At 59.2% G+C, this 1,332-nt stretch carries 1 protein-coding gene; it reads right to left on the bottom strand.

The features are described 5' to 3' along the window. Positions 1–722, bottom strand: a 722-nt coding sequence (locus AB4Y42_RS43960; protein ID WP_368697855.1) for a reverse transcriptase N-terminal domain-containing protein, incomplete at its 3' end; no start/stop codon positions are given. Between the last annotated feature and the right edge of the window lie 610 nt (positions 723–1,332).

Genomic DNA, 1,332 nt, shown 5'->3' with positions numbered 1-1,332 from the left:
ATGACACCCCCTTGGGGTGTACCCGCCTGGGACTCGAACAGGGTTCCCTCATCGATATATCCGGCCTGAAGCCACTTGCGCAGAACCTCCTTATCCATCGGTATGTTCTCCAGAAACCAGGAGTGACTGAAGTTGTCGAAACAGCCTCGAATGTCACCCTCCAGAATCCATTCTGGCGAAGCACGTTTGGCCAGAACGTTGAAGCACTGTTCGATGGCATCGGCGGTCGAGCGTTCGGGCCGAAAGCCGTAGGAATTGGCGTCTGCCAGGGTCTCCGCGACGGGTTCCAGAGCAAGCTTCCACAAAGCCTGCATCGCACGGCACCGCATACACGGGATTCCTAACGGACGCTTTTTTCCATTACTCTTGGGAATGTAGACACGCCGCAGCGGCATCGCTCGATAGCCTCGATGACGTAGCGACAACATTCCTTTCCACCTGGCCGCCGGTGATGACCAGACCCTGCCGTCCACCCCCGGCGTTCTCTTGCCACGATTCTCCGTCACACGCTTGACGGCGAGCATCTTGCCGCCATGCGAGCGGGTCAGCAGACGTTGCAATGCTTTCACCTTGCCCCATCGGCCTTCCCGGACGGCCTTGGCGATACGGGCCTGAAGTCGTTTCACCTCTGCTTCGATGTGCAGCCATTTTGCACGGTCCCACATCTGTGCAGCGCCCGAGGGCGCACCAGCGTCAGGCGCTTTCGCGTCCACTGCCGTCATCTGCTTTCCCTCATATAACGATTGGTCAAGGTTATCTCGCCATGAATGACCACGCGGAAGTCTGCCCGCTTTCGCGTCGGGCAATGTCTCAGCCCGTATCCCGACCATTACAGCCGGGCGTTCGCTTTCTCCGCGCTCCTCTACCCACCGCGCCAACAGCGTTCCTTGCGGTTCGCCTGCCGTTGCCGGCAGCGCGATGGGCTTACCCTGTTCCGCATGAATTTCCGAGCGGGGCGGACCCTTCCTATTCGCCGGCGGCTTGTCGTCCATGGTGGCCCAGTACACGAGGACCACTCCACACCGCGTACCGTTTTGGTCCAAGCCTGTCAGCACGTTTGGCTTGCTACTGGTGACGACGTTTATCGGAAGTTCACATATATTGGTCGTACCCGCCCATCCCTTGCTCCTCTCCGCCTTCGTGCTGGCAGATTCCGCCTCTCCTCGCGGTTCGGCGTACCGGTTGCCCGGTGGCTACGTTGTCCCCAGAGCTTCACACCGAGCTGTTACCGGCTCGGCATGTCCGGGTAGGGAACGGTTGATGGAACAACCGGTTTCATCAGGTCATACCTTCTCCAGTGAAACAGAAACTCAAGCGACTTTCAGGTCGCAC

This window comes from Paraburkholderia sp. EG286B (genome assembly GCF_040965655.1).
Classification (GTDB): Bacteria; Pseudomonadota; Gammaproteobacteria; order Burkholderiales; family Burkholderiaceae; genus Paraburkholderia.
This window is presented reverse-complemented; position numbering and strand designations above follow the sequence as displayed.